The sequence below is a fragment of the Sphingomonas guangdongensis genome, assembly GCF_900199185.1.
GTDB lineage: Bacteria > Pseudomonadota > Alphaproteobacteria > Sphingomonadales > Sphingomonadaceae > Sphingomonas > Sphingomonas guangdongensis.
The window spans coordinates 839,307-858,455 of sequence record NZ_OBMI01000002.1; the positions used below are offsets into that span (position 1 = coordinate 839,307).

Consider the following 19,149-nt stretch of genomic DNA (forward strand, 5'->3'; position numbering starts at 1 on the left):
GGTTCGAAATTGCGTTGCCGACGGTATCTTCCTATTGATGCGGGGGCACGATGTGAGGCCCTCCGTGGTGAGTGAATGAGCCGATCGGTGGCGATAGATGGCGAAGCCAACGAAAAAAATTTCGTGCGAAAAAATCCTTCAATTTCAACAGCGTAACTTTTTGACAGACCGGTCGGCGGGATGAGGCCGCGAAATGCCCAGAATTTACAGCAAAGACAACGACTTAGTGGTCGTTGAGACAATCGAGTGGGAGTGACACGGATTAGTGAGAGCGCGGGGCGCTCTCACCCGTGTCACTCGGCGGCTGAAGGCCGCCGCGAGCGAGTTGCGCGAGAGCGTGGGGCGCTCTCACCCGTGTCACTCGGCGGCTGAAGGCCGCCGCCTAGCAAGGCTCAAGGCTTCATCGTCGCGGCCGCCATCGTCACCGTCGACACCAGCGACCGATCGGTCGCGTCGCGGCCCACGGCCACCCGGTAGCGTCCGGCCGCGATCCGCCAGCCGGGCAGGCGGGTGTCATAATCGGCGATCACGCGCGGCTCGGCGGTGAGGGTCACCCGCTTGGTCTCGCCAGGCTTCAGCTCGACCCGGCGAAAGGCGGCAAGCCGCATCGGGGCGGTTGATCCCTCGCGCGCGACATAGACCTGCGGCACATCGGCGCCGGCGCGCTCGCCGGTGTTGATGACGTCGAGCGTGACGGTCAGCGTCCGCCCGCCGGTCACGACAGGCGCGGCGTAGCGGAAGCTGGTGTAGCTGAGCCCGTGCCCGAACGGGAACAGCGGCTTCAGCCGCTTTCGCTCGTACCAGCGGTAGCCGACGTCCGCGCCCTCGACATAGTCGATCGGGAAGCTCTCGGCTTGAACGATGCCGTAGACCGCCGGGTCGCTCGCCGCGACGCGGTTGAGCCCGATGGGAAGGGGGCGGACCGGCTGCTTCTCGTCGGCGGGATAGGTGATCGGCAGACGGCCGGACGGGTTTACCCGGCCCGACAGGATGTTCGCGATCGCCTCGCCGCCGCGCTGGCCCGGGTACCAGGCCTGCACGACCGCGGGCACCTTGTCGATCCACGGCATGAGGACCGGGCCGCCGGTTTCCAGCACTGCCACCGTCCGAGGCTGCACGCCTGCCACCGCCGCGATCAGCGCGTCCTGGTGGTCGGGCAGGCGCAGGTTAGGAACGTCGTCGGCCTCGGTCGTCCACTGCGTCGCGAAGATGATCGCGAGGTCGGCTTGGCTGGCCGCTGCGAGCGTGGCGGAGAGGTTGCGTCCGTCGAGATAGTCGATCCGCGCGTCCGGCAGCGCCCGGCGGAGCGCCGCGAGCGGCGAGGAGGCGTGATAGGTGATGCGTGCGAAGCTGGCCGACCCGCCGTAGGCGAGCGGGATCTCGACCGGCGCGCCGCCGACCGAGCGGACCTGGCTCGATCCGCCGCCCGACAGCACGCCGACGTCGGCGTTTCCGCCGATCACCACGATGCGGCGGGCGGTGCGCGCGATCGGGAGCACGCCGTTCTCGTTCTTCAGAAGCACGATCCCCGCCTCCGCCGCCGCCTGCGCGACGTCGGCGTTGCGCCCGTAGTTGATCGGCTGGGCGGCGGCGGGCGGGGGCGCGTCGTATGCGCCGGTCTCGATCAGCCCGGTCAGGTAGCGCGCGACCATGTCGTCTAGGCGGCCGACCGGCACCTGCCCCTTCTGCACGGCATCCTTCAACGGCGCGCCGAGGTAGAGCGCGCGGTCGAGCTCCTGCCCGGACTGCTGGTCGAGCCCTGCGGTCACCGCCTTGGCGGTCGAGTGCACGCCGCCCCAGTCGCTCATCACCCAGCCGGGATAGCCCCAGTCGCGCTTCAGCACCTTGTTCAGCAGGAAGTCGTTCTCGCAGGCCCAGTCGCCGTTCACCTTGTTGTAGGCGCACATGACAGAGCCGGGGCGCCCTTTCTCGATCGCGATCTGGAAGGCGAGCAGGTCGCTCATCCTGAGCGCCGCCTCGCCGATCCGGGCGTCGGCGACCATGCGGCCGGTTTCCTGCGCGTTGAGCGCGAAGTGCTTGACCGTGGAGACGATGCGGTTCGACTGAACACCCGCGATGTGCGCACCCGCCATCTCGCCGGCGAGCAGCGGATCCTCGCCCAGATACTCGAAATTGCGGCCGTTCCACGGATCGCGCGTCAGGTTGACGCCGCCGGCGAGGAGGACGTTGAAGCGCTTGGCGCGCGCCTCCGCCCCGATCATCGCGCCGCCCGCCCGCGCGGTCGCCGGATCGAAGGAAGCAGCGGTGGCGAGGCTGGAGGGAAGCGCGGTCGCGACATCGCCCTTGCGCTGCTCGACCTGGTTGGCGACGCCGAGCGAGGCGTCGCTCTCCCGCACGATCGGGATGCCGAGCCGGGGAAGGCCGTCGATGTGGCCGGCGGACGGGATCAGCTCTTCGCGCGTCTTGCCCGCGGCCATCGGCGGGAACAGGCCGTGGACCAGCGCGATCTTCTCATCGAGCGTCATCTGCGCGACGATCCGGTCGGCCCGCGCCCGGGCTGCCGATGGTCGCGTCCCCCCCTCCTGCGACGCGCCTGCGCTCGCCAGCAGCGTCACGGCCGCGGCGCCGACCAGAGCCGTCGTGGAACCTCTCGCCATAGCAATCCCCTCCCGCGCGGACCCTCCGCGACTGTCGGGCGCTATCGAGCATGATTTGCCGGCTGTCACAACCGGCCCCGTGACGCGCAGCAGCCGCAGATGCCCGCCGGGGAAGCGGTCAGCGGCTCGCCAGCAGCGCACCGCCGCCGTCGCGGCCGTAGACGTCGTCGCGGTAGACCAGCCGGTCCTGCTCGGCCGCGACGGTCAGATAGGTGATGTAGACCGGCACCGGTGTCGGCAGGTCCACCCGCCGCTCGGGCGCTCCGCCTGTCGGCAGCGGCCGGCCGAACAGCCAGCGGCCGAGCCGGGGCGCGTCCTCCAGCCGGACGCAGCCGGACGAGAACAGCCGGTCGGTCTCCTTCAGCAGCGCCTTCTCCGGCGTGTCGTGCAGGTAGACGCCGAGTTCGTTAGGGAACATGAACTTGACGCGACCCATGCCGTTGCCCGGTCCGGGCAACTGGCGCAGCCGGAGCTCGGTGCGGCCGTCCGCGACGGCGCGCCAGTCGACCTTCTCGAGCGGCACGGCGGCGGCGTTCTCCGACCAGTCGGCGAGCGCCTGGAACCGCTTGGCGCGAAGCACGCCGACGCCCTTCGCCAGCACTTCCGGCGCGTAGCGGTTGCGGGCGAGATCGGGGGGCACGTTCCAGTAAGGGTTGACGCTTGCGTAGCGGATCAGCGCGGCCATCATCGGCGTCGGCTCGCTCGGTTTGCCGACAACGACGCGCATGGTCCCGACCACGCGGTTGTCCTCGTACATCCACAGCCGCGCTGCGGCCGCATCGACCAGGACGAAGCGCTTCCCCGGGTTGGCGGGCAGCGCCCTCAGCCGATCGAGGTTGCGGCGGACGAGCGTCCACGCCGCGTCGTCCGCCGCGATTCTGTCGCCGTTCAGCGCGGCGGACCGGCGGAGCGCGCCGTACGCCGGGTTCATCCAGGCGAAGTCACGCAGGTGCGTGTCGAGTGACGGGGCAGCGGCCGCTGCGGCGAGCAGTTCGGTGGCGGTGGCGGGGCGCGGGCGGAGCGGCTGGTCGGCGTAGATCATGCCGACGTCCGGCGCCTCGCGCAGATCGCGGGCGTAGGCGACGAAGGCGGCGGAGAGCTGCAGCTCGGCGCGGGCAAGATCGCGCGGCGAGCCGTCTCGTGCCCTGTCGATTGCGGCGCGCAGGGCGCGCGGGCGGTAGTCATCGGGATCGAGCCCGTCCAGATCGGCGGTCTCGATCAGGGCGAGCAGCGTCTCCGCCGCGGGCGACAGGACGCCGTCGCTGATCCAGAGCGGACGATGCGCGTTGATGCGGTAGAAGCCGGTGACGCTGCGCGGTCCGCCGACCGAGCGGATCGCGGCGCCGAGATCGGACGCGGGCGCCTGCGCCGCTGCGCCGGAACCCGCGACGATCAGCAGGGCCAAGAAGGGAGCGACCACCCGCCGCCTCAAGCGGCGGGTGGCCATTGTACGCATCGACATGACAGCGGCGTCGATCAGCCGCGCTCGCCCGCACGGACCGGGGCGGGCGGGGGCGGCGGCGCATAATCGGGCAGCCCCTGTGCCTGCGACAGGTGCTGCTGGATGATCGGCACCGTGCGCGTCGCGACGTCGCGAAACGCGGGCAGGTCACCGCCCGATGCGTAGTTCTGGTGCAGCATCAGCGCCTGCTCGTGCCCGGCGATCTGCTCGCGCTTGTAGGTCGCGTCGAAGTCGCTCATTCCGGCGCTGCGCACCCGCTCCAGCGCGGCGGCCTGCGGCGGCAGAAGGGTGGGCGGCGGCAGGTTGAGGCCGGCACGCTGCGCGGCCGCCATCATGTCCTGCGTCGTGCGGGTGTGATGGTCGATCATCATCTGCGCGAATGAGCGCACCGCCGGGTTGCGCGAACGCTCAAGTGCGAGGCGGCTCGACTCGATCTCGAACAGGTCGCTGCTGCCGGCCATCGCGGCGAAGCCCGGTGCGCTCAGCGGCGACATCGGATCGGCGGCGGGCGGCGGCGGCGCAATATCCTCCTCGGTCTGGGTGCAGCCCATCAGCAGCACGGCGGCTCCCATGGCGGTCAGCAAGGCTTTCATCCGTATCTCTCCCGTTGATCGCTGGATGCCCGCTCTACGCAGGCATCATTGGATTGTTCCGCGCCCGTCGCTCACGCCGCCACGCTGTCCGGCAGCTGGACAGCGCCGGCGTCATGCGCCCAGCGTGCCGCCAGCCGGCGATAGGTCGCCAGCGCCTGGCCGACGACCTGATCCATATTATAGTAGCGGTAGGTCGCGAGCCGACCGACGAAGCTGACGTCCCGCTCCGCCAGGGCCAACGCCTCGTAGCGCTTGTAGAGCGCCTGGTTCTCAGCCCGCGGGATCGTATAATAGGGGTCGCCCTCCGCGCTCGGGTACTCGAAGGTGACGCTGGTGTTAGGCGCCCGCTGTCCGGTCAGGTGCTTGTACTCGGTCACACGCGTGTGCGGCGTCGCTTCAACGGGATAGTTGACGAAGGCGACCGGCTGGTACTGCTCCTGCGCGAACGTCTCGTGACGGAAGCGGAGCGAGCGGTACGGCAGCTTGCCGTAGCGATGACCGAAATACTCGTCGATCGGGCCGGTGAAGACCAGGTGGTCGTGTGCGTAGGCGTGCCGCACCTCGGCGAAGTCGACGCCGAGCAGCAGATCGATGTGGGGGTGGTCCAGCATCCGCTCGAACATCCGGGTGTAACCCTCGGCCGGCATCGCCTGGTAGGTGTCGGTGAAGTAGCGATCGTCCGTGCTGGTGCGGGTCGGCACCCGCGCGGTGACCGACTTGTCGAGCTCGGACGGGTCCATGCCCCACTGCTTGCGCGTGTAGCCTTGGAAGAAGGTCTCGTAGAGCTCGCGGCCGACCGCGGAGATCACCACGTCGGCGGAGGTTCGCACCACCTCCACCGGCTCGGCACGGGAGGCGAGAAAGGCGGCGGCCTCGTCCTCCGTCCGCAGGTCGAGGCCGTAGAGCAGGTTTAGCGTCGTCCGGTTGATCGGCATCGGCATCAGCCGTCCATCAACCGACGCCAGCACCCGGTGCTCGTACGGCCGCCATTCCGTAAATCGCGACAGATAGTCGAACACGTCGGCCGAGTTGGTGTGAAAGATGTGCGGGCCATATTGGTGGATCAGCACGCCTGCGTCGTCCAGCCGGTCGAAGGCGTTCCCGGCGATGGGCGGGCGGCGGTCGACCACCAGCACCCGCTTGCCGGCGTCGGCGGCCAGCCGCTCCGCCATCACCGCGCCGGCGAAGCCCGCGCCCACCACCATGACGTCGTAGCGCTTGGATCGATGTACCGAAGGGACCGCCGCGGCGGCGGCTAGCGGGCGTTGTCGGGCGGCCATGACCTTTCCGATCAGCGCAGCCATCTCGGCGTGCACCTTGTCCCAGCTGCCCTGGGCGAGCAGCGCGTCGACTTCGTCACGCCATTCGGACGATGCCCGCAGCGTCAGCGCTTCCGCGCACGCCGCGACGAAGGCGTCGGGCGTCGCGGCGATCCGAACCGCCGCGACCGAACCATAGTGCCGGATCACGTCGGTGACGGGCGTGGAAACGACCGGGCAGCCGGCGGCCAGGTACTCGGGCGTCTTGGTGGGGCTGATGAAGCGGGTGGCGTCGTTGATCGCGAACGGCATCAGAGCGACGTCCCAACCGCGCAGATAGTCGGGCAGGGCGGCGTAGTCGCGTCCGCCGATATAGTGGATGTTGTGGCGGCGGGGCAGGTCGTGCTCGCTGATCTTCACGACCGGCCCGACGATCACGAGCGACCAGTCCGGACGCTGGTCGGCCACGGCGGCGAGCAGCGCCAGGTCCATCCGCTCGTCAACCACGCCGTAGAAGCCGAGCCGCGGACGCGGGATCGCCCGCTGGTCGTCCGGTTCGCGCCCCGGCTCACGCGCCGCCGCGAAATGCGCGACATCGACGCTGGAGGGAAAGGGGTGGACGCTCGGGTGTCGGTCGCGCTTTGCCTCGAACAGGCTGTAGCCGCCGGTGAACACCAGATCGGCCTGGTCGAGCAGGCGCTGCTCCAGCGGCAGCAGCGTCGCCGGCGCGCCCTTGAAGTTCGCCAGCTCGTCCATGCAATCGTACACGACCGCGTTCGCCGCCCGGTGCTCCGAAAGGGGGAGCATCATCGGCGTGTAGTACCAGCGAACGAGGCGATCGACCGGTCGCACGTCGAGTAAGCCGTCGAGCAACGATCGGAGCGCAGCGGTTTCCGCGTCCGCGGAAAGGCCGGCAGGAAGCGTCGGAGTGGCGACGGTGACGCCGGTCTTTGGGCAGCGGCGGGTGCCGAGCGAGGGGCCCTGCGCGCCGTGGACTGGCTCCTCCCAGTACACGACGTCTGCCGTGCGCGCAAAGCGGCTCATCAGGTGCTGCGGCCGCTGGAACACGAAATTCCAACGCAGATGGCTGAAAGAGATCAGGGTGGTCGCGCTGTCAGACGCGGAGCCGATGGTCGTGCTGGGGCTCCGCGTCGTCTGATCTATGCGCCGACCCTTGCTGATGGTGAACGTGACCAATTTGCAAGGACCGGTGGCGTTCCAGAAACCTAGTCAAAACAACATCTTAACATGGATTATGTACACAGATTGGGAAGTGGGAGCGACACCCGGGCAGGCTATGAACCTCGCTTCTATTTGGTTCCCTCGGTCAGCCGACTTTTTTGGCGTACCGTCCCTGGACAAGCTTAACCTTTGATTCACCTTTGAGGCGATGGCCGGAGCGACGTATCGAAAGGCGCATGAAACAGCGTCACCCCTTCCGCCGCACGCTCACGCTGCACCAGGTCGATCATGAGGTCGCGCGTGACGATAATGACCTGAAGCTCTTCGCACTGAGCTTCACGGCCTTCTTTGTGTGCTTTTACACCTTCGTCGCCTGATCCTCAGTCGCAGGCGCGGTGGAGCTTCTGCGCGAGCCAGGCCGAGAACAGGCACATGCCGGCGACGATCAGCAGCATGTCTTCCGGCACCACGCCGGCAGCGGTGACGCCGAGCACCGCAACCGAGCCGATCGTCATCGCGCCGGCGTTCACGGCATTGTTCGCCGCGACCGTGCGGGCGGTCTGGTCCTTGGTAACGGTGGTGGTCAGGAAGGCGTAGAGCGGCACCACGAACATGCCGCCGGCGATCGCGATCGCGATCAGCGTCGCGCTGATCAGCCAGCCCTGCGGCATCGCGAAGAACTGCGCCACCGAGTAGAGCGTGCCGGCGGGTGCGGCCGGGAAGCCGCGCACCTCCGCCGAGAAGATCACCACCAGCACCGCCATCGCGATGACCGACGCAGGCGAGTAGCGCGCCGAGATGGTCCCGCGCAGCAGCACGTTGATGATCACCGAGCCAATCGCGACTCCAACGGAGAAGGTTGCGACTGTCAGGCTCGCGACCTCCTGACTGGAGGTGAGGACATTCTTGACCAGCGGCGGGAAGATGATGATCAGCACCGCCCCGATCGTCCAGAAGAAGCTTATCGCCAGGATGGCGAGGAACAGTCGCGGGATGTGCATGGTCGCGGCGACCAGTCGCCACGAAGAAGTCAGCGGGTTGAAGTTGATCCTGAGCTCCGGTCCCAGTCGCGGGGCCGCCGGCACCAGCCGGGCCGTCGACCACCCGACCAGCGCCACGATCAGGACCAGGGCGGCCGCCGCCTCTACCCGCAACCAGCCTGCGATCACCGTGCCGAGCAGGATCGAGATATAGGTACCCGCTTCGATCAGCCCGGTGCCGCCGAGCACCTCGTCGTCCTGGAGGTGCTGCGGCAGGATCGCGTATTTGATCGGGCCGAAGAAGGTCGAGTGGATGCCGAGCATCAGCACCGCCGACAGCATCATCGCGAGTCCGACGGACGTGTAGCCGGCCTTTGCGGCGAGCAGCCCGGCGCCTCCGAAGACCATGATGAAGATCTCGGCGGTCTTGACCAGCCGGATGATTCGCGACTTGTCGAAGGTGTCGGCAAGCTGCCCAGACAGGGCGGAGAGGACGAAGAAGGGCAGGATAGCCAGCCCGGTCGCCAGCGCGTTGAAGTGCGCCTCCGCAGCCGCGTCATTGTAGATGTGGTAGGTCGCGAACAGCACCATCGCCTGTTTGAACAGGTTGTCGTTGAAGGCGCCTAGGAACTGGGTGACGAAGAGCGGAAGGAAGCGGCGCTCCTTCAGCAGCCCGAGGGCGGTGATCATCTGGTCCGGGCGCCCTGGCCGTTACTCACTGGGCCGGAGCCTTAGCCCAGCGTAGGTCGGCGCGGCAACGCCGATTGCGTGGCCGCCGCGCCCGGCGTAAGCCGCTCGCCGACCGCCATGCTGACGCTTCCCAACCTGCTGACGCTCTCCCGCATCGTCACGGTGCCGCTGCTCGTCGCCTTCCTGTGGTGGCCGCGGTGGGAGGCGGGCTACGCGATCGGCTTCGCGATCTACTGCCTGATGGGGATCACCGACTACTTCGACGGCTATCTGGCGCGCGCGCAGGGCACGGTGTCGAAGCTCGGCGTGTTCCTCGATCCGATTGCCGACAAGATCATGGTCGCGGCGGTCATCCTGATGCTGGTCGGCACCCACGACATCGAAGGCGTGCATCTGATCGCGGCACTGGTCATCCTGCTGCGTGAGATCACGGTGTCGGGGCTGCGCGAGTTCCTGGGCGGCATCCAGGTGTCGATACCGGTGTCACGCCTCGCCAAGTGGAAGACGACGCTGCAGTTGGTCGCGCTCGGCGCGCTGATCCTCGGGGGGGCGGTGCCGCAATTCGGGTTCGTCAAGCTGGTCGGGTTGGCGAGCCTGTGGGGCGCGGCCGCGCTGACGCTGGTCACCGGATGGGACTACCTCCGCGTCGGCCTGAAGCACATGGATACGTGATGGACCTGCTCTACTTCGCCTGGGTGCGCGAGGCGGTCGGGACGGGCAGCGAGCGGGTCGATCCGCCGGCGGGGGTGACGTCTGTCGCCGCGCTGCTCGACTGGCTCGCGGCACGCAGCCCGGGCCATGCCGCCGCCTTCGCCGATCGTACCCGGCTGCGCGCGGCGGTCGACCAGGTGTTCGTGGCACTGGACGCGCCGATCGCGGACGCGCGCGAAGTCGCGATCTTCCCGCCCGTGACCGGCGGATGATCCGGATCGCGGTGCAGGCCGCGCCGATCGACCTGGCCGCCGCGGTCGCGGCCGCCGAGTCGGACGGAGCAGGCGCGATCGCGACGTTCACGGGCGTCGTGCGCGGCGACGACGGCGTCGAGCTGCTCGAGCTTGAGCATTACCCCGGCATGACCGAGCGCGCGCTCGAACGCATTGCGGCCGATGCCGCGGCACGCTGGTCGCTCCTCTCCGCGACCATCATCCACCGCGTCGGGCCGATGCAGCCGGGCGAGCGGATCGTGTTCGTAGCCGCGGTTGCCCCTCACCGCAGCGCAGCGCTCGATGCCTGCGCCGCGATGATCGACGTGCTGAAAACCACCGCACCGTTCTGGAAGCGCGAGGTGCGCGGCGGCGCGAGCGCGTGGGTCGCGGCGCGCGAAGCGGACGAGGCGGCGGCGGCACGGTGGCAGTGACCCGTGCTCCCGCCTGCGCGGGAGAACTTGTGACGGACTAACCCTCGGCCAGCACCTCAGCCAGCAAGCGGAAGTCCTTCTCGCGCGGGGATGCTTTGCGCCAGACCAGCGCGATGTGGCGCGCGGCGGTCTCGGCCGACAGCGGCGCCGCCTCGATATGAGTGCCCTCCAGGATGCCGGCGGACAGCGCCATTTCGGGCAGGATGGTAAGCCCCAGGCCGTTCTCGACCATCTGGACGATCGTGTGGAGCGAGGTGCCGAGCATTGTCGCCTCCGCTCTGATTTCCGGCCGGTTGCAGGCGGCGAGCGCGTGGTCCTTCAGGCAGTGGCCGTCCTCCAGCAGCAGCAGGCGAGTCTCGTCGATCTCGCTCGGCGCGATGCCGGCCTGCCGCGGCGCGATCTCGCCTGCGGGGAACGCCAGGTAGAGCGGATCGTCGAACAGCCGTGCCACTTCCACGTCGCCGCAGGCGTAGGGCAGCGCGAGCAGGACGCAGTCGGTGCGGCCCTGGTGCAGCCCGTCGCACGCGGCGGCGCTCGCCTCCTCGCGCAGGTAAAGCTTCAGGTCGGGATAGTCGCGGCGCAGCCGCGGCATAATGCGGGGCAGCATAAACGGCGCAATCGTCGGTATGACGCTCATCCGCATCTCGCCCGAGAGTGGGCGCCCGGCGGCGCGCGCGAGATCGCCGAGCTCGTCTGCCTCGCGCAGCACGCGCCGCGCCTTTTCCACGATCCGGTCGCCGAGCGGGGTGAACCGGACCACCCGCCGCGTGCGCTCGACCAGCGTCACGCCGATCAGCGTCTCAAGCTCACGGATCCCGGCGCTGAGCGTCGACTGGGTAACGAAGCACGCCTCCGCCGCACGGCCGAAGTGTCCGGCGTCGCGCAGTGCGACCAGGTACTGGAGCTGCTTGATGGTTGGTAGATAGGTGGCGGCCAGCGGTCAGACTCCCGGTGCGGTGCCCGCGCTCTTACGCGACGGAGGCGCTGGAGCCAGCCCCGGAAGTCGGCTGGCTCCAGCGCCCCGCCCATCACGCTGCCTGCGACAGCTCCGCAGGCAGGCGGATGAGATAGTCGAAGGCGGAGAGAGCGGCGGTCGAGCCCGCGCCCATCGCGACCACGATCTGCTTGTACGGCTCGGTCGTGGCGTCGCCGGCGGCGAAGATGCCGAGGCGTGACGTCTCGCCGCGGTGATCGATCTCGATCTCGCCGCGTGGGGTGAGCGCGACCGTGTCGCGCAGCCACTCGGTGTTGGGCACCAGTCCGATCTGGACGAAGATGCCCTCCAGCTCGAGTGCATGCAGCTGGTCGGAGTTGCGGTCCTTGTACGACAGGCTCGTCACCTTCACCCCGTCACCGTGCACCTCCGTCGTCAGCGCCGAGGTGATCACCTTCACGTTCGGCAGGCTGGCGAGTTTGCGCTGGAGCACCGCGTCGGCGCGGAGCTGGCTGTCGTATTCGATCAGCGTCACGTGCGCGACGATCCCCGCCAGGTCGATCGCGGCCTCTACGCCCGAATTGCCGCCGCCGATCACCGCCACGCGCTTGCCCTTGAACAGCGGGCCGTCGCAGTGCGGGCAATAGGCCACCCCCTTGTTGCGGTACTGGTCTTCGCCGGGCACGTTCATCGTCCGCCAGCGCGCTCCGGTGGTCAGGATGACGGTGCGCGCCCGCAGCTTCGCGCCGTTCGCCAGCCGCAGCTCGTGCAGCCCGCCCTCGTACGGCGCCGGCACCAGCGCGTCGGCCCGCTGGAGGTTCATGACATCGACGTCATACTCGCCGACATGGCTCTCGAGGTGCGCGGCCAGCTTCGGCCCCTCCGTATGCGGGACTGAGATGAAGTTCTCGATCGCCATGGTGTCGAGCACCTGGCCGCCGAACCGCTCGGCGACCAGCCCAGTGCGGATACCCTTGCGCGCGGCGTAGATCGCGGCCGACGCGCCGGCCGGACCGCCGCCGACCACCAGCACCTCGAAGGCGTCCTTGGAGGAGAGCTTCTCGGCCGCTTTCGCGTCGGCGCCGGTGTCGAGCTTGGCGACGATCTGCGCGAGCTCCATGCGGCCCTGACCGAACACCTCTCCGTTCAGATACACCGTCGGCACCGCCATGACCTGGCGGGTCTCGACCTCCGACTTGAACAGCGAACCGTCGATGGCGGTGTGGGTGATCTGTGAGTTCAGGACCGCCATCAGGTTCAGCGCCTGCACCACGTCCGGGCAGTTCTGGCACGACAGCGAGAAATAGCTCTCGAAGTGGAGCGGGCCGTCGAGCGCGCGGACCTGCTCGATCAGGTCCTGAGCGGCCTTGGATGGGTGGCCGCCGACCTGGAGGAGCGCGAGCACCAGGCTGGTGAACTCATGCCCCATCGGGATGCCGGCGAAGCGCACGGCAACCGCGTGGTCACTCGCGCGGCGGATCAGGAAGCTCGGGCGGCGGGCATCGTCTCCCGTGATCACGCTAACCAGGTCGGAGAGCGCGGCGATGTCGTCGAGGAGCGTACCGAGCTCGCGTCCCTTGGTGCTGTCGTCAAGGGCGGCGACCAGTTCGACCGGCTCGCGGATGTTGACCAGATAGGCCTTGAGCTGTGCGGTGATGGTGGCGTCGAGCATGGCGGAACTCCGATGGTAGAACTCGAACGTCATGCCAGCGCAGGCTGGCATCCATGTCTGTTACGAGTGAAGGGTGAGGTCACCACAGATCGGAACAGCCATGGACTCCAGCCTGCTCTGGGGTGACGGTGGGTAGGGGAGAGCGGCCCGCCAAGCCGGCGAGCCGCTCCGATACAGCTTAGATCTTGCCGACGAGGTCGAGGCTCGGAGCGAGCGTTTCCTCGCCTTCCTCCCACTTGGCCGGGCAGACCTCGCCCGGGTGCGCTGCGATGTACTGCGCGGCCTTGATCTTGCGCAGCAGCTCGGCGGCATTGCGGCCGACGCCCTCGCTGGTGATCTCGACCAGCTGGATCACGCCGTCGGGATCGACCACGAAGGTGCCGCGGTCGGCCAGGCCCTGGCCGGCGCGCAGGATGTCGAAGTTGGTCGAGATCGCGTGGCTCTGGTCACCCAGCATGTAGAAGTCGATCTTGCCGATCGCGGGTGAGGTATCGTGCCACGCCTTGTGGCTGAAGTGGGTGTCGGTCGACACCGAATACACCTCGACGCCCATCTTGCGCAGCGTCGGATAGATGTCGGCCAGGTCCTCCAGCTCGGTCGGGCAGACGAAGGTGAAGTCGGCGGGGTAGAAGAAGAACACCGCCCATTGGCCGCGCGTGTCGGCGTCGGTAACGGTCACGAACTTGCCGTCCTTGTACGCCTGGGTGGTGAACGGCTTAATAGTGGTGCCGATGAGCGACATGGGTGTGGTTCTCCGCTGGGATTGTGCTGCAACGCGGATGTTTGCTGCTGCACTGCGGCATAGAGCGCAGTCGTTGATCGAACAAACGCATAGCGCCGGTCGCGCTGATCGCCTGCGACGATCAGTTGCACAGCGCTCACCTGCGCCGTCAATCAGCGCAAGGTGATGTAGAGATTGTAGAGGCTGGTCAGCGTCAGGAGCGTGCCCACCAGCAGCATCAGCGTCTTCGCCGGCACCCGTTTGGCGAGGTACGCGCCAAGCGGGGCGGCGACCACGCCGCCGATCAACAGCCCGACCGTTGCCAAGGTGAAGGCTTTCCAGCCAAGCTGCGTGATGAAAGTGACGGAGATCGTTGCTGCCAGGAAGAATTCGGCGGTGTTGACCGTCCCGATCGTCGTGCGGGGATCGCTGCCCTGCACCAGCAGGTTGGAGGTGACCACGGGCCCCCAGCCGCCGCCGCCTGCCGCATCAAGGAAGCCGCCAACCAAGCCCAGCGGCTCCACGACCTTGGGCTTGCGCACGATCGGCGGGTGCGCCCAGCCGCGCCACAGCAAGTAGAGACCGATCGCGATGAGGTAGGCGAGGATGAACGGCTTGGCAGTATCGGCATGGATGTTGGAGAGAACATAGGCGCCGAGCACGCCGCCGATCACGCCCGGGATCATTAGCCGCAGGAACATGCGCCAGTTGACGTTGCGGTGCAGCGCGTGGCTGATCCCCGACACGGCGGTGGTGAAGGTTTCCACCGTATGGACGCCGGCCGACGCTGCCGCGGGCGGCACGCCAAGGCCGAGCAGCAGCAGGTTGGAGAGCACGCCAAACGCCATGCCGAGCGCGCCGTCGATGATCTGCGCGGCGAACCCGACGGCGATGAAGGGCAGTAGTGCAGTCAAGTCGATGCCGTCGAGCATGGGTGTCCTTAGCTGTAGCGCCTGCCAGCATGGCGGCGATCCGCAATTCCGACAAACAAGATAGGCTTTTGCCGGACGAAGCGTTCCCGCCCGCCCATGGAAATGGACGGAGTTGCAGCTTATCTCGCGAGGCTTAAAAGGGGAACGTCATGGGCCTGATCGCCTATTTGGATTCCATCAAGGCGCGCGACCCCGCGCCGCGGTCACGCTGGGAGGTGCTGCTCTACCCGGGCGTGCTCGCGCTCGGCCTGCACCGGGTCGCGCATGCGCTGTTCGGCCTGCGGCTGTTCTTCCTCGCGCGATTCATCAATCACCTGTCGCGGTTCCTGACCGCGATCGACATCCACCCGGGCGCCCGGATCGGCCGCAACTTCTTCATCGACCACGGCTTCACCGTCATCGGCGAGACGGCGGAGATCGGCGACAACGTCACCATCTACCAGTGCGTGACGCTGGGCGGGACCAGTCCGGATAACGGCGTCGCGGGCAAGCGCCACCCGACGATCAGCGACGGCGCGATCGTCGGATCGGGCGCGCAGGTGCTCGGGCCGGTGACGGTCGGCGCGCGCGCTCGGATCGGTGCCAATGCAGTGGTCACCCGCGACGTGGCGGCCGGCGCGGTGATGGTCGGCATTCCGGCGCGGCCGGTGCCGGTCGAGGCCGAGACCTACCAGCGCGCCTTCGTGCCCTATGGCACGCCCTGCCGTGAGATGAGCGAAGCGAGCATGACCCGCTTCGACGCGCTGGAGCGCGAGCTGGCGGCCTTGCGTGCCGAGCTGGCGCGCGCCACGGGCGAGCAGGAGCGTGACCGCGCCTGATGGGGACGGTCACGCCCTTTCCGCTGCCGGGCAAGCCGCCCGCCCAGATCGGTTTCGAGCGCCTGGAACTCACCCGCATCCTCGACCTCTACGGCCGGATGGTCGCGGCGGGCCACTGGCGCGACTATGCGATCGAGCTCGGCCGGGACGCGGCGGTGTTCGCCGCGTTCCGCCGCGCGGCCGAGCGGCCTGAGTTCCGGATCGAGAAGCGCCCGGCGCTGCGCAACAAGCAGGGCATGTGGGCGCTGGTGGGGGAGGGCGGCGCCGTGCTGAAGCGCGGGCACGAGCTCGGCCCAGTGCTCGCGCCGGTCGAGCGCCGCCTGCTCAAGATCGTCGAAGATTAGGGCCGGCCGCGGCGGGCCGGCCCACGCGCGATCAGGCCGGGAGCATCGGCTGCTGCACCGGCGGCAGCTTCTGCTGGAGGCTGCCAGTCCAGCCGACCACCAGCACCCGCATCCGGTGCCAGAAGGCCGAGAGCAGCAGCAGTGCCGAACCGATTACCAGCCCGGTGAGCGCGGCCGAGAGCTCCACCGCACCCGCCGTGCGGAACAGCGACACCAGCGCGAACAGGACATAGGCGAGGCTGGAGACGAGCAGCGCGCGGCGATCCACCGCCAGCGCCACCAGCGCGAAGACGATGTAGAGCGCGATAACGACGAGCGCGGTGCCGGTGCCGATCGTGCGCTCGAACACGCCAAGCAGGTTGAACACCGAGTGCGCGATCATCGGCGCGGCGGCAAGATGAAGCCAGAAGGCGACATCCGAGCGGCGGGTGCGGCGTTCCCGGTCCGATATGTCCCAGCGCATCGCGAAGGCGAACATGCCGACACCTGCAAGCAGCACCAGCGGCAGCAGCGCGTCACGGGCCGGTGGCACCAGCCCTACCACGAGCGACAGCACGACGCCGACCACGGCGACCGCGCCTGCCGCGACCGTGATAGGCACCATGAACCGCCGCCAGTGCAGCCACGCCGCGCCCGCGGTGATCGCGGCGACCATCGCGGCGATGACGCCGGCCGCCGCGACGCGGACGTTCTCGTTCTCGCTCAAACCTTCGATCCAGCGCCCGAGCGACTCCGCGTTGTCGGCAATGAGCCCGCCGAAGGTGCCGGCGACGCCACCGACGAACGCGATCAGCAGCAGAATGGAAGGCAGCGCCATGCGCCGCTGGCGGGTGAAATACTCGGCGAGGCTCCAAGCCGCCGCGGCGACCGCGACGCCGGCGAGCGGTGCCCAGACGCTTCCTCCGATCCAACCCACCGCCGCCAGCAGCAGCGCGGCGGCGATCGCGACGAAGATGTCGTTGAATCCGGTGAGCAGCCGGAACTGCTCCTCATCCACGGTCGGCGCCTGGCGCAGCGTGGCGACGTGCGCGCGCAACGCCTCGGCAGCCTGCGGCGAGATCGCGCCCGCCTGCACCGCCCCGATCAGATCCTGCTCACTGTACATGGCATGTCCTCCTGTCGGGGAAGCGTACCACGCGTGTATTGCTGCCGCAACACACCAGTTCAGATCCTATTGGCGGCGCTCAGCACTGCCCGGACGGATGCGGTGGCGACATCGGCATCGATCCCGACGCCGAACACCGTGCGACCTTCCGGCGTGCGGCACTCGACGTAGGCTGCGGCCTGCGCGTCGGCGCCGTGGCCGATCGCGTGCTCCGAATAGTCGATCACGTCGAGCACCGGGCCGGTGCTGCCGGCGAGCGCCGCGACGACGCCCGAGATCAGGCCGTTGCCCCGCCCGCTGATCGATCGCGCGTCCCCGTCCACGACGACGCGCCCGACGAACAGCCGGTCGCCATGCGCACCGCTCTCCTCGTAGCTGTCGAGCACGAAGCGATCATCGTCGCGCACGAGGTAGGTGGCGTCGAACCGCGCCCAGATGTCGGCGGCGTTCAACTCGCGGCTGGTCTCATCCGCGAGCGCTTGGACGTGACGGCTGAAGTCGGCCTGCAACCGCTTGGGCAGCTTCAGCCCGCGATCCTGTTCCAGTACCCAGGCGACGCCGCCCTTGCCCGACTGAGAGTTGACCCGGATCACCGCTTCATAGTCGCGGCCGAGGTCCTTGGGATCGATCGGGAGGTAGGGCACCTGCCAGAGATCGTCGTTGCGCGCGGCCTGCGCAACGAACCCCTTCTTGATTGCGTCCTGATGGCTGCCGGAAAAGGCGGTGAAGACCAACTCGCCGGCGTAGGGGTGGCGCGGATGGACGGGGAGCGCGTTGCAATATTCGACCGTCCGGATCACCTCGTCGATGTCGGAGAAGTCGAGCCCGGGGTCGATACCCTGCGTGTACAGGTTGAGCGCGACCGTCACCAGATCGACGTTGCCGGTCCGCTCGCCATTGCCGAACAGGCAACCTTCGACTCGGTCGGCGCCCGCCATCAGCCCCAGTTCGGTGGCGGCGACACCGGTGCCTCGATCATTGTGGGTGTGGAGGGAAACGACGACGCTGTTGCGGTCCCGGATGTGGCGGCCGAACCACTCGACCTGATCGGCGTAGACGTTGGGTGTCGCGCATTCGACGGTTGCGGGCAGGTTGAGGATCAGGGGCTTGTCCGGCGTCGGCCGCAGCACCTCCATCACCGCCTCGCACACCTCAAGGCTGAAATCGAGCTCAGCCGTCGAGAAGGTTTCCGGCGAGTACTCAAAACGCCAGTCGGTTTGCGGATACGCCGCCGCCTGGTCGCGGAGCACCTTCGCGCCCTCGACTGCGATGCCGCGCACTTCGTCCCGGCTCATCCCGAAAACGATGTTCCGCCAGGCCGGGCTGACCGCGTTGTAGAGGTGGACGATCGCGGTGCGCGCGCCGGCCAGGCTGGCGAAGCTCGTCTCGATCAGGTCGCGGCGCGACTGGGTGAGCACCTGCACGGTCACGTCGTCGGGTATATGGCCGTCGCGCACCAGGCCCTGGATGAAGTCGAACTCGGTCGCGCCCGCGCTCGGGAAGCCGACCTCGATCTCCTTCAGCCCGACCTTGACCAGCAGGTCGAAGAAGCGGGTCTTCTTCTCCGCATCCATCGGATCGATCAGCGCCTGGTTGCCGTCGCGCATGTCGGTGGAGAGCCAGCGCGGCGGCTTAGTGATGGTGGCGCTCGGCCAGCGGCGGTCGGGCAGGTCGATGGTGGGGAACGGGCGGTACTTGGCGGACGGATTGCGCAGCATGGGCGTGTCTCGCGAGTCGGCGGTGAGGTTGCTGGTCGGAAGTGCCCTTAGGCGAGCGCCGCGGCACCGACGGATGCACGGCCGAGGTCGCGCCTAAGGGCGCGTAAGTCGAAGCAGGATCGAGAGCGGGCCCATGACCATCGTGCTGCTTTGGTAGCGTCGGGAGTGTCCGTCGTCCATCGCCGACCTGATTATCGCAGTGCTATCCGCCGATAACCTCGGACAGTATCGAGTTATCAGTGCTTTAAGGGAGCGGCGCTACGCTGCCTCCACACACGGGAGACACGCGGTGCGACAGGTTATCTACATCAGCACGGCGACGTCGCAGGCGGGCGCTGTGGACGCGTCGGCGATCCTGGCCGTATCGCAGCGCAACAACGGCCGCGACGGGCTGACCGGGCTGCTCTATTCGGACGGCAAGCGCTTTCTCCAGGCGCTCGAGGGAGAGGACGCCGTGCTCAGTCGCGCGCTCGCGCGGATCGAGAAGGATCCGCGCCACCGCGCGATCGTTATCCTGTCCGATCGCGACGTGCCCGCGCGCGAGTTCGGCGACTGGTCGATGGCGCACCGCGCGCCCGGCACCGACGCCGAGTGCTTCCTGCAGCGGGTCGCCGACCTGGTCGCCACCGCCTCGCCGCAGGTGCGTGCGACCTTCACCGGCTTCGCGGAAGTGCGCCGGGCGGCATGATCCGTCACCCCAGCGAAAGGTGGGGTCGTTCGCCGTTTGAAAAAGGCGCTACGTGCGCCGACCCAGACAGACATGG

Annotated in this window: 18 protein-coding genes; 7 read left to right on the plus strand and 11 right to left on the minus strand. The window is 68.3% G+C overall.

What is annotated here, in order from left to right; genetic code table 11:
- Positions 1 to 392: 392 nt before the first annotated feature.
- From CRO12_RS11270 to glf, 4 genes are all read right to left on the minus strand, one after another.
- Positions 393 to 2,618, minus strand: coding sequence for a beta-glucosidase family protein (locus tag CRO12_RS11270; RefSeq protein WP_097064097.1), 2,226 nt, complete (start codon positions 2,616 to 2,618; stop codon positions 393 to 395).
- 118 nt (positions 2,619 to 2,736) lie between these two features.
- Positions 2,737 to 4,080: a L,D-transpeptidase scaffold domain-containing protein gene (locus tag CRO12_RS11275; RefSeq protein ID WP_097064098.1), complete on the minus strand. Its 1,344-nt coding sequence runs from the start codon at positions 4,078 to 4,080 to the stop codon at positions 2,737 to 2,739.
- Positions 4,081 to 4,094: 14 nt separating this feature from the next.
- Positions 4,095 to 4,673, minus strand: coding sequence for a DUF4142 domain-containing protein (locus CRO12_RS11280; protein ID WP_097064099.1), 579 nt, complete (start codon positions 4,671 to 4,673; stop codon positions 4,095 to 4,097).
- A 71-nt stretch (positions 4,674 to 4,744) separates the two neighbouring features.
- On the minus strand, positions 4,745 to 6,976 hold the full coding sequence (gene glf, locus CRO12_RS11285; protein ID WP_097064319.1) for a UDP-galactopyranose mutase: 2,232 nt from the start codon (positions 6,974 to 6,976) through the stop codon (positions 4,745 to 4,747).
- A gap of 374 nt (positions 6,977 to 7,350) precedes the next feature.
- On the opposite strand from glf, the gene CRO12_RS18020 reads away from it, so the two are divergent.
- Positions 7,351 to 7,491 carry a hypothetical protein gene (locus CRO12_RS18020; RefSeq protein WP_179640983.1) on the plus strand — a complete coding sequence of 47 codons (141 nt, stop codon included), beginning with the start codon at positions 7,351 to 7,353 and terminating at the stop codon, positions 7,489 to 7,491.
- Between the two features lie 3 nt (positions 7,492 to 7,494).
- On the opposite strand, the gene CRO12_RS11290 is transcribed toward CRO12_RS18020, so the two are convergent.
- On the minus strand, positions 7,495 to 8,784 hold the full coding sequence (locus CRO12_RS11290) for an MFS transporter (protein WP_097064100.1): 1,290 nt from the start codon (positions 8,782 to 8,784) through the stop codon (positions 7,495 to 7,497).
- A gap of 117 nt (positions 8,785 to 8,901) precedes the next feature.
- Between CRO12_RS11290 and pgsA the strand changes: the two genes are divergently transcribed.
- From pgsA to CRO12_RS11305, 3 genes are read left to right on the plus strand one after another with little or no spacing between them, the layout of a single operon-like run.
- On the plus strand, positions 8,902 to 9,456 hold the full coding sequence (gene pgsA / locus CRO12_RS11295) for a CDP-diacylglycerol--glycerol-3-phosphate 3-phosphatidyltransferase (protein WP_097064320.1): 555 nt from the start codon (positions 8,902 to 8,904) through the stop codon (positions 9,454 to 9,456).
- Complete coding sequence (gene moaD / locus CRO12_RS11300) at positions 9,456 to 9,707, plus strand: molybdopterin converting factor subunit 1 (RefSeq protein WP_097064101.1); 252 nt, start codon at positions 9,456 to 9,458, stop codon at positions 9,705 to 9,707. Before pgsA ends, moaD begins: the two co-directional genes overlap by 1 nt.
- Positions 9,704 to 10,141, plus strand: coding sequence for a molybdenum cofactor biosynthesis protein MoaE (locus tag CRO12_RS11305; RefSeq protein WP_097064102.1), 438 nt, complete (start codon positions 9,704 to 9,706; stop codon positions 10,139 to 10,141). Before moaD ends, CRO12_RS11305 begins: the two co-directional genes overlap by 4 nt.
- 37 nt (positions 10,142 to 10,178) lie before the next feature.
- On the opposite strand, the gene CRO12_RS11310 is transcribed toward CRO12_RS11305, so the two are convergent.
- From CRO12_RS11310 to CRO12_RS11325, 4 genes are all read right to left on the minus strand, one after another.
- Positions 10,179 to 11,078 (minus strand): hydrogen peroxide-inducible genes activator, encoded by a 900-nt coding sequence (locus CRO12_RS11310; RefSeq protein WP_097064103.1) that lies wholly within the window; start codon positions 11,076 to 11,078, stop codon positions 10,179 to 10,181.
- A gap of 91 nt (positions 11,079 to 11,169) precedes the next feature.
- Positions 11,170 to 12,747 (minus strand): alkyl hydroperoxide reductase subunit F, encoded by a 1,578-nt coding sequence (ahpF, locus tag CRO12_RS11315; protein WP_097064321.1) that lies wholly within the window; start codon positions 12,745 to 12,747, stop codon positions 11,170 to 11,172.
- A 178-nt stretch (positions 12,748 to 12,925) separates the two neighbouring features.
- Positions 12,926 to 13,489, minus strand: a complete 564-nt coding sequence (gene ahpC, locus CRO12_RS11320) for an alkyl hydroperoxide reductase subunit C (protein ID WP_097064104.1) — start codon at positions 13,487 to 13,489, stop codon at positions 12,926 to 12,928.
- A gap of 152 nt (positions 13,490 to 13,641) precedes the next feature.
- On the minus strand, positions 13,642 to 14,400 hold the full coding sequence (locus CRO12_RS11325) for a sulfite exporter TauE/SafE family protein (RefSeq protein WP_097064105.1): 759 nt from the start codon (positions 14,398 to 14,400) through the stop codon (positions 13,642 to 13,644).
- Between the two features lie 149 nt (positions 14,401 to 14,549).
- On the opposite strand from CRO12_RS11325, the gene epsC reads away from it, so the two are divergent.
- Together epsC and CRO12_RS11335 are read left to right on the plus strand one after the other, a co-directional pair.
- Positions 14,550 to 15,218 (plus strand): serine O-acetyltransferase EpsC, encoded by a 669-nt coding sequence (gene epsC / locus CRO12_RS11330; RefSeq protein WP_097064106.1) that lies wholly within the window; start codon positions 14,550 to 14,552, stop codon positions 15,216 to 15,218.
- Complete coding sequence (locus tag CRO12_RS11335) at positions 15,218 to 15,562, plus strand: DUF2794 domain-containing protein (RefSeq protein WP_097064107.1); 345 nt, start codon at positions 15,218 to 15,220, stop codon at positions 15,560 to 15,562. Before epsC ends, CRO12_RS11335 begins: the two co-directional genes overlap by 1 nt.
- A gap of 31 nt (positions 15,563 to 15,593) precedes the next feature.
- Here CRO12_RS11335 and CRO12_RS11340 read toward each other — a convergent pair whose 3' ends face one another.
- Together CRO12_RS11340 and leuA are read right to left on the minus strand one after the other, a co-directional pair.
- On the minus strand, positions 15,594 to 16,667 hold the full coding sequence (locus tag CRO12_RS11340) for a hypothetical protein (protein WP_097064108.1): 1,074 nt from the start codon (positions 16,665 to 16,667) through the stop codon (positions 15,594 to 15,596).
- A gap of 59 nt (positions 16,668 to 16,726) precedes the next feature.
- Complete coding sequence (gene leuA, locus CRO12_RS11345) at positions 16,727 to 18,385, minus strand: 2-isopropylmalate synthase (protein ID WP_097064109.1); 1,659 nt, start codon at positions 18,383 to 18,385, stop codon at positions 16,727 to 16,729.
- Between the two features lie 289 nt (positions 18,386 to 18,674).
- Between leuA and CRO12_RS11350 the strand changes: the two genes are divergently transcribed.
- Positions 18,675 to 19,073, plus strand: coding sequence for a BLUF domain-containing protein (locus CRO12_RS11350; RefSeq protein ID WP_097064110.1), 399 nt, complete (start codon positions 18,675 to 18,677; stop codon positions 19,071 to 19,073).
- Positions 19,074 to 19,149 lie beyond the last annotated feature (76 nt).

What these genes read in the sequence shown, in the direction of transcription:
- leuA (WP_097064109.1), bottom strand. Translation starts at nt 18,385, where the DNA reads ATGCTGCGCAATCCGTCCGCCAAGTACCGCCCGTTCCCCACCATCGAC.
- CRO12_RS11270 (WP_097064097.1), bottom strand. Translation starts at nt 2,618, where the DNA reads ATGGCGAGAGGTTCCACGACGGCTCTGGTCGGCGCCGCGGCCGTGACG.
- moaD (WP_097064101.1), top strand. Translation starts at nt 9,456, where the DNA reads ATGGACCTGCTCTACTTCGCCTGGGTGCGCGAGGCGGTCGGGACGGGC.
- epsC (WP_097064106.1), top strand. Translation starts at nt 14,550, where the DNA reads ATGGGCCTGATCGCCTATTTGGATTCCATCAAGGCGCGCGACCCCGCG.
- CRO12_RS11305 (WP_097064102.1), top strand. Translation starts at nt 9,704, where the DNA reads ATGATCCGGATCGCGGTGCAGGCCGCGCCGATCGACCTGGCCGCCGCG.
- CRO12_RS11275 (WP_097064098.1), bottom strand. Translation starts at nt 4,080, where the DNA reads ATGTCGATGCGTACAATGGCCACCCGCCGCTTGAGGCGGCGGGTGGTC.
- CRO12_RS11325 (WP_097064105.1), bottom strand. Translation starts at nt 14,400, where the DNA reads ATGCTCGACGGCATCGACTTGACTGCACTACTGCCCTTCATCGCCGTC.
- CRO12_RS11335 (WP_097064107.1), top strand. Translation starts at nt 15,218, where the DNA reads ATGGGGACGGTCACGCCCTTTCCGCTGCCGGGCAAGCCGCCCGCCCAG.
- pgsA (WP_097064320.1), top strand. Translation starts at nt 8,902, where the DNA reads ATGCTGACGCTTCCCAACCTGCTGACGCTCTCCCGCATCGTCACGGTG.
- CRO12_RS11340 (WP_097064108.1), bottom strand. Translation starts at nt 16,667, where the DNA reads ATGTACAGTGAGCAGGATCTGATCGGGGCGGTGCAGGCGGGCGCGATC.
- ahpF (WP_097064321.1), bottom strand. Translation starts at nt 12,747, where the DNA reads ATGCTCGACGCCACCATCACCGCACAGCTCAAGGCCTATCTGGTCAAC.
- CRO12_RS18020 (WP_179640983.1), top strand. Translation starts at nt 7,351, where the DNA reads ATGAAACAGCGTCACCCCTTCCGCCGCACGCTCACGCTGCACCAGGTC.
- ahpC (WP_097064104.1), bottom strand. Translation starts at nt 13,489, where the DNA reads ATGTCGCTCATCGGCACCACTATTAAGCCGTTCACCACCCAGGCGTAC.
- CRO12_RS11290 (WP_097064100.1), bottom strand. Translation starts at nt 8,784, where the DNA reads ATGATCACCGCCCTCGGGCTGCTGAAGGAGCGCCGCTTCCTTCCGCTC.
- CRO12_RS11280 (WP_097064099.1), bottom strand. Translation starts at nt 4,673, where the DNA reads ATGAAAGCCTTGCTGACCGCCATGGGAGCCGCCGTGCTGCTGATGGGC.
- glf (WP_097064319.1), bottom strand. Translation starts at nt 6,976, where the DNA reads ATGAGCCGCTTTGCGCGCACGGCAGACGTCGTGTACTGGGAGGAGCCA.